Origin of the sequence: uncultured Limnohabitans sp. (assembly GCF_937889215.1) — a bacterium.
Taxonomy (GTDB): Bacteria; Pseudomonadota; Gammaproteobacteria; order Burkholderiales; family Burkholderiaceae_C; genus Limnohabitans_A.
In genome coordinates, this window is record NZ_CALBEX010000278.1 from 1 (window position 1) to 6,496 (window position 6,496).

A 6,496-nucleotide genomic window follows, 5' to 3' on the forward strand; every position below is an offset into this window, starting at 1 on the left:
CGCTGCAGGCGTGTACCCCAACCCCGTGCCGCACGCCGATGTGGTGACCTCCACCACCCACAAGAGCTTGCGCGGCCCGCGCGGCGGCATCATCTTGATGAAGGCCGAGCACGAAAAAGCCATCAACAGCGCCATCTTCCCCGGCCTGCAAGGCGGCCCGCTGATGCATGTGATTGCAGCCAAGGCCGTGGCTTTCAAAGAAGCCATGGCACCTGAGTTCAAGGCCTACCAAGCCCAGGTGATCAAGAACGCGCAAATCATTGCCGAAAACTTGACCCAACGCGGCCTGCGCATCGTCAGCGGCGGCACCCAAAGCCACGTCATGCTGGTCGATCTTCGGGCCAAGGGCATCACCGGCAAAGTGGCCGAAGCCGCTTTGGGCAGCGCCCACATGACCATCAACAAAAACGCCATCCCGAACGACCCTGAAAAACCGTTTGTGACCAGCGGCGTGCGCATCGGCACCCCCGCCATGACCACCCGTGGTTTCAAGGACGAGGAAGCCCGCGCCACGGCCCACCTGATCGCTGACGTGCTGGACAACCCCACGGACGAAGCCAACCTGGCTGCGGTGCGCGCCAAAGTGCACGCGCTGACCAGCCGCTTCCCGGTCTACGGCTGATCGGCCCGCGCGATGAAATGCCCGTTTTGCGGTCACCTCGAAACCCAGGTGGTGGAGACACGCCTGGCCGAAGACGGGGATTTCATTCGCCGACGGCGTCAATGTGGTGCTTGCGAAAAGCGCTTCACCACCTACGAAAAGCCTGAAGTCCACTTTCCGGCCATCGTGAAAAAAGATGGCCGCCGCATCGACTACCAACGCGATAAATTGCGTGCCAGCCTGAACTTGGCCTTGCGCAAACGCCCCGTGAGCACCGAGCAAGTGGATGGTGCGATTGAGCGCATTGAAGAAATGCTGCTCAATCTGGGGGTACGAGAGGTGGCCTCACACAGTATTGGCGAGTTGGTCATGCGCGAGTTGAAAAAGCTCGACAAAGTGGCCTATGTGCGCTTTGCCAGCGTGTACCGCAACTTTGAAGACATCGACGCCTTCAAGACGCTGGTGGACGAAGTGCAAAGCTGAACAACTCAGCAGTTTGAAAGAGCTGAGCGCTCTGCCTTTTCCAAGCGGGGCTTACCCACCGCGTTGATCACCACCTGCCAGACCACCGCTTGGCCTGACCCACACAGGGTCAGGGTGCCGGCCTGAAATGCACCCGACTTGCTTTGACTGCGGCCCCCGGGACCATAAGAGACATAGCGGTCCACCCGAGCATTGCCTTGCAGCGACAAAAAAGAAGGCAAAGCAGCATGCGCCTGTAAAACCTTTTCTTCGGGCTCACGCAGCGCATTGTCATTGCCATCCACAAACATCACCCAGCCTTGCGCCCAAGTGCCGCTGGTCGCGCAGTCTTCTCGTTCACCACGCACGCACACGGTCACCCGCTGCTGGCGTCGCAAAGCCTCTGAGCGGGCCAGCATCAAGCTGCTCTGCAGTTGTTCCGCCTGGCTTTGCATTTGGTGCTTCTGACGCACACCCGTCAACCCGGGAGCAGCCAATGCCATCAGCGTGCCCAGCAAGGCCATCACCACCAAGGCTTCTAGCAAAGTGAAGCCATGGGCCGTCTTGTCTAAAAAGCTTGGCATGCCGTCTCTCCTGTGCTGGCCTTGTGGGGTGCACCCTTGGGGGGTGTTGGGTTTGCCTTGCATCCCAGTGCGCACCTGTACAAGTCATTATTAAGTATTCACAATACCAGCTCATCTCAAGGAGTCGGTCATGCGCATGCCTCGTGCCACCCCCATTGCGCCGGCCCGCATCGACATGTTGGGCTGGACTTTGAGCGAGCTGCTGGTCAGCTTGGCCCTGATGGCCGTGCTGGCCGCTGTGGCTTTGCCCGCCTTCCATGCCCAGCAGCGCCAGGCCCGGCGCATCGATGCACAAAGCGCGCTGCAACAATTGCAACTCGACCAAGCACGCTGGCGCAGCACCCACGACAGCCATGCCACCGAGCTGAGCAGCCTCGGCTGGCAAAGCGACAGGTCACCCGCTGGGCATTACCAAATCCAAATCGAGAGCGCCACAGCGGATGGCTACACCTTGAGCGCCAGCCCGGTGGGTGCGCAGTCGGCCGACACGGCTTGCCGGCCGATGCGCTTGCAGCTGCTGCACACGGCCAGCGTGGTGCTGAGCAGCGGCAGCGATTTGGCGACGGATCCGGCACGCTGCTGGCGGCAGTGACAACCCCATGAACTGCCCCGTCGATCGGTTAAGCCCCCTGCCCCGCCCGCACCGGTGCGGCCACCCTCAGGGGTGCACACGCTTAGGCCAAAAGGGTGAAACCCTGGTGGGTTTGCTGGTCGGCATGGGCTTGGGTCTGGTGGTGCTGGCCGCTGCCAGCCAAATGCTGGCGCAGCAACTGCAGGGGCATCGATGGGCCTTGCAAGACATCCATTTGCACCACGACCTGCGCGCCGCGTTGGACACCTTGGCACAGGAACTTCGGCAGGCACAGGGCTCAGGGCAAGCCTGGCGGCTGCGATCAGCCAAGCAATGTGAGGACGCATTTTGTGGCGGTGCAGGCGCGCTGGTGATCCAAGACCAGCGCATCGACTTCGGTCGCGACCGCAACCAAAATGGCTTGCTGGACAACAACGAATGCACAGGCTTTCGTCTGCGCGACCAAGAACTGCAGGTGCGCACCGCCTGCGTTCCCGAGGTGTGGACCGACCTGACCGATGCGGGCAGCCTGAAAATGATCGGTTTGACCTGGCAACTGCATTGCGAGCTGCGCGGCCCCTGGCTGGCACGTTGGGTGACGGTGCAGCTAAGCGCCGAATGGCCGCGTGACCCTTCACGGCAGCTGCGCCTATCGCAAACCGTGGCCCTGCGCAACGACGTGACTGCGTCGCCCTGGCCAACCGCGTGCGGTGCAGCGCCATGAAACACCCGCAACACGCACAAAGCGGAGCCATCACCTTGCTGGTGACGATCAGCCTGGTTCTGCTGGCCAGTTTGGCGGCTTTTTACAGCACACGCAGCGTCTTGACCGATCGCCTGGCCAGCAACAACCAACACCATGCCACGCAGGCTCGCCTGGCCGCCGAAGCGGCTCTGGCCTGGGGGCGAGCCACGCTGGCGCAGGCCTACGCGAACCACCCTGACAGCGCGTTTTTTGGGCCAGCACACGCACAACAGCCCTGCCCTGCAGGCCACACGGGCGCACAGTGGCAGTGCAGCGCCTTGGCTCCCCCGGCTCACCCGGCCATGCCTGGCGCAGTGCTGAAGCTGCTGGTGGCACGCGATGTCGTCGCCTCGCCCCATGTCGCCGAGTTGTTCGCCAGCGCCAGCTTGGCCGATGCCAACAGTCGGGCACAGGTTCAGGCCAGCGTCTTTGTGCCCACCGTGGCCCGCGCGCCCCCTGACGCCAGCAGCGCAGCCTTGGTGGTCAACGGTTGCGCGGGCCCGGCTGCAAGTGCCTCGGTCACGCTCTGTCCGCTCAGCGAAAAGGGCGTCGCCTGCAACGGCCAGGCCACAGGCGCTGCCGTCCACAGCGTGTGGTTGCCCGATCCCAATGGCGATGGTGTGGTGTCCAGCGAAGAGCGGCGCAGCTGCTTGGCGTTTTTGCCCGAACACTTGCCAGGCGGCGGGGCCTTGACAGGCCCGTCCAGGGCTTTGGTGCGCGACAGTTGCACGGCACGGGCATGGCAAAACGTGCTCGGCGACATCACGCCCGCGCAAGTGAAGGCATGGTCTGACGCGCAAGAAAGCCAAGGCCTGCACGCCCAGAGCCAACCCGCGCGCACTGTTTACTGGGTAGACAGCCCAAGCACTTGGACTCAAAGCTTGGGCACGGTCGATGCGCCTGTGCTCTTGGTTTTTTCGGCTTCTGCCTGCGCGCTGCGATGCCCGCACATGGCCAGCGGCGTGCACATTGTGGGCACGGTGGTGCTGCAATCGCAGTGTTTAGACCAAAAAGTCCGGGCATGGCATGCAGGCCTGATCGAAGGGCAATTGGTGGTGGAGTCGGGCTTGCCCGAGTTACAAGGCGCAAGCCGCATCCAGGCCCACACTTTCGCTCGCCACGCCTACCAAGTCGACTGGCCAGCGGGCATGGACGCGACCCGAGTCCAGCGGGTGGCCGGCAGTTGGCGCGAGGGCGCACCGTGAATGGAGCGGCCCGTCGGCAAAGGCCACAGCGTTTGAGGCAGCATGGCGCAGGCACACGGGGCATGGCTTTGCTAGAAGCGCTGGTGGCCTCGGCTGTGCTGGGCATTGGCCTGGCCGGGGCCACCCGCTTGACCTTGCACGCCCTGCAAACGGCCAGCGACACTCGGCAACACACGCTGGCCACCACCTTGGCCGCCGATGCCATGGACTGCTTGCAATCGGCCCGGGCCGTGTGCGAGATGAACCAATTGATCACGCTGCAAGGCACGGTCTACACCCTGACCAGCCAATTGCGCTCGCGCCCCGGCTTGGCCCTGGACGACATCCAAGTGCAAGTGCAATGGCCCGCGCTGGGTCGGGCACAAGCGCCACCACAAAACGGGAACGGGGCGCAGACCCGTCCGCGCATGGGGCAAATGGTTTTGCACGGCAGCCGCGATCGGGTGCCTGTCTGGGTTGGCGTATCCTTGCCCGGATCTGATGCTGATGAATTTTTGCCGTGATTGTTTCTGAACACCCCATGCGACTCGCCCTGGCACTGGCCGCCCAGGCTTTGTGGCTGACCTCGCCCAACCCCCGCGTGGGTTGTGTCATCACCGCCGCCGATGGCACGGTACTGGGCCAGGGCCACACCCAACGCGCTGGCGGCCCGCATGCGGAAATCATGGCCCTGCGCGATGCAGCTGCACGCGGCCACAGCGTGCAAGGCGCCACCGCGTGGGTCACGCTCGAGCCCTGCGCCCACCACGGGCGCACCGGGCCTTGCTGTGATGCACTGGCCGCAGCCGGCATTGGCCGCGTGGTGTCCGCCATGACCGATCCCAACCCGAAAGTGGCGGGCCTTGGCATGGCACGTTTAGTGCACGCGGGGGTCGACACCGAAACGCTGGCACCGTCCAGTGACTTGGCCACGCAGGCCCGCGAGCTGAACATCGGTTTCTTCCGCAGGATGGAAAGCGGCTTGCCTTGGGTGCGCATGAAGGTGGCCACCTCGCTCGATGGCCAAACAGCGCTGCAAAACGGTCAGAGCCAATGGATCACCGGCCCCGAAGCCCGCAGCGATGGCCATGCCTGGCGCGCCCGCGCCTGCGCCGTGCTCACAGGCATCGGCACGGTGCTCGAAGACGACCCCCAACTCAACGTGCGCGGCTTGTCCGCGCCACGCCAACCCCATCTGGTGGTGGTGGACAGCCGCCTGGACATGCCGCTGACAGCCAAACTGCTGGACACACAGGGGGCAGGCGACCAAGCCCGGCAGATCTGGATTTACCACGCCACCGATCCCCTGGACGCACAACACGCTCACAAACGCGCAGCGCTCATCGCTCGTGGCGTCACACCGATCCAGATGCCCGGCCCCGGCGGCAAGGTGGACCTCGCGGCCATGCTGCGTGATTTGGCACAACGCGAAATCAACGAATTGCATGTGGAGGCCGGGCACAAGCTCAACGGCTCCTTCCTGCGCGAAGGGTTGGTGGATGAATGCCTGGTTTATCTCGCCCCCCAGCTGCTGGGCCCCGGCCAGGGCATGGCCAACTTGCCGGCTCTGACCGAACTGAGTGGGGCGGTGAAGCTGCGCTTCCATGCGGTCGATCGCATCGGCCCAGATTTGCGACTGCTGCTGCGCCGTGACTGAGCTGTCACGGGGGCCGTCACAGAGCCACATCGGAGGCGTCAAAAAGCCTGTCCCTGCGCACCCTGCGAACTCATCCCCACGACCCAAGCCAGCCAGGCCAACGCCGCGTCAAGACCTGCCAGAGACAGCCCGGCCCAACGCCAAGGGACACAATGCGATCCACTATTGCTGGAGCACGACTTGAACATCGCCCACTTGCTGCAACGCCAAGCCCGCATGGCACCCGAGCAACCCGCCATCTTCAAAGGCACACAGGGGGTCGCCACCCATGGCCAATGGGCGCAACGCTGCCAGCATCTGGCACGGCAATTTCAGGCCGCTGGCTTGCAGCCAGGGGACCGGGTGGCGCTGTTCATGCGCAACCATGTGCGCTACCTGGAAGTGATGTTCGCCGCTTGGTGGGCTGGGTTGGTAGTGGTGCCCATCAACGCCAAGCTGCACCTGCGCGAAGCGCAATGGATCGTTGACAACGCCCAAGCCAGCTGGGCTTTTGTAACGGCTGACATCACCACCGATGCGGGCGACCCATTGCGCGGTTTGGCGCGTGTGCTGGACGTGGACAGCCCCCAAGCCGATGCGTTTTGGCAACCCGCAGAACCCCTGACTGAAACACCGATCACCGATCGAAAAGCCAATGATCTGGCGTGGCTGTTTTACACCAGCGGCACCACGGGCAGACCCAAGGGCGTGAT

The 6,496-nt window shown here is 63.7% G+C and carries 8 protein-coding genes and 1 pseudogene; 8 read left to right on the forward strand and 1 reads right to left on the reverse strand.

The features are described from left to right. Together glyA and nrdR are read left to right on the forward strand one after the other, a co-directional pair. Window positions 1-622, forward strand: a pseudogene (gene glyA / locus Q0341_RS07040) (serine hydroxymethyltransferase); the annotation flags it as partial. 12 nt (window positions 623-634) lie between these two features. After that, window positions 635-1,084 carry a transcriptional regulator NrdR gene (gene nrdR, locus Q0341_RS07045; RefSeq protein WP_299511524.1) on the forward strand — a complete coding sequence of 150 codons (450 nt, stop codon included), beginning with the start codon at window positions 635-637 and terminating at the stop codon, window positions 1,082-1,084. Between the two features lie 5 nt (window positions 1,085-1,089). Here the strand turns inward: nrdR and Q0341_RS07050 are convergent, their stop codons facing one another. Continuing rightward, window positions 1,090-1,647, reverse strand: a complete 558-nt coding sequence (locus Q0341_RS07050; protein WP_299511525.1) for a GspH/FimT family pseudopilin — start codon at window positions 1,645-1,647, stop codon at window positions 1,090-1,092. Window positions 1,648-1,777: 130 nt separating this feature from the next. Here Q0341_RS07050 and Q0341_RS07055 point away from each other — a divergent pair, with 130 nt between their 5' ends. The 6 genes from Q0341_RS07055 to Q0341_RS07080 all read left to right on the forward strand — a co-directional run. Continuing rightward, window positions 1,778-2,239, forward strand: coding sequence for a type IV pilin protein (locus tag Q0341_RS07055; protein ID WP_299511527.1), 462 nt, complete (start codon window positions 1,778-1,780; stop codon window positions 2,237-2,239). A 7-nt stretch (window positions 2,240-2,246) separates the two neighbouring features. Beyond that, window positions 2,247-2,942 carry a hypothetical protein gene (locus tag Q0341_RS07060; protein ID WP_299511528.1) on the forward strand — a complete coding sequence of 232 codons (696 nt, stop codon included), beginning with the start codon at window positions 2,247-2,249 and terminating at the stop codon, window positions 2,940-2,942. Continuing rightward, window positions 2,939-4,168, forward strand: coding sequence for a hypothetical protein (locus tag Q0341_RS07065; protein ID WP_299511529.1), 1,230 nt, complete (start codon window positions 2,939-2,941; stop codon window positions 4,166-4,168). The genes Q0341_RS07060 and Q0341_RS07065 overlap by 4 nt, the downstream gene beginning before the upstream one ends. Window positions 4,169-4,230: 62 nt before the next feature. Then, on the forward strand, window positions 4,231-4,671 hold the full coding sequence (locus tag Q0341_RS07070) for a hypothetical protein (protein ID WP_299511530.1): 441 nt from the start codon (window positions 4,231-4,233) through the stop codon (window positions 4,669-4,671). A gap of 17 nt (window positions 4,672-4,688) precedes the next feature. Continuing rightward, on the forward strand, window positions 4,689-5,804 hold the full coding sequence (gene ribD / locus Q0341_RS07075; protein WP_299511532.1) for a bifunctional diaminohydroxyphosphoribosylaminopyrimidine deaminase/5-amino-6-(5-phosphoribosylamino)uracil reductase RibD: 1,116 nt from the start codon (window positions 4,689-4,691) through the stop codon (window positions 5,802-5,804). A gap of 180 nt (window positions 5,805-5,984) precedes the next feature. Continuing rightward, window positions 5,985-6,496: class I adenylate-forming enzyme family protein (locus tag Q0341_RS07080; protein WP_299511534.1), on the forward strand; the 512-nt coding region annotated here is incomplete at its 3' end.

Bases quoted from the DNA above. Each gene is read 5' to 3' on its own strand.
- nrdR (WP_299511524.1), top strand. From the start codon at position 635: ATGAAATGCCCGTTTTGCGGTCACCTCGAAACCCAGGTGGTGGAGACA.
- Q0341_RS07050 (WP_299511525.1), bottom strand. From the start codon at position 1,647: ATGCCAAGCTTTTTAGACAAGACGGCCCATGGCTTCACTTTGCTAGAA.
- Q0341_RS07055 (WP_299511527.1), top strand. From the start codon at position 1,778: ATGCGCATGCCTCGTGCCACCCCCATTGCGCCGGCCCGCATCGACATG.
- Q0341_RS07060 (WP_299511528.1), top strand. From the start codon at position 2,247: ATGAACTGCCCCGTCGATCGGTTAAGCCCCCTGCCCCGCCCGCACCGG.
- Q0341_RS07065 (WP_299511529.1), top strand. From the start codon at position 2,939: ATGAAACACCCGCAACACGCACAAAGCGGAGCCATCACCTTGCTGGTG.
- Q0341_RS07070 (WP_299511530.1), top strand. From the start codon at position 4,231: ATGGCTTTGCTAGAAGCGCTGGTGGCCTCGGCTGTGCTGGGCATTGGC.
- ribD (WP_299511532.1), top strand. From the start codon at position 4,689: ATGCGACTCGCCCTGGCACTGGCCGCCCAGGCTTTGTGGCTGACCTCG.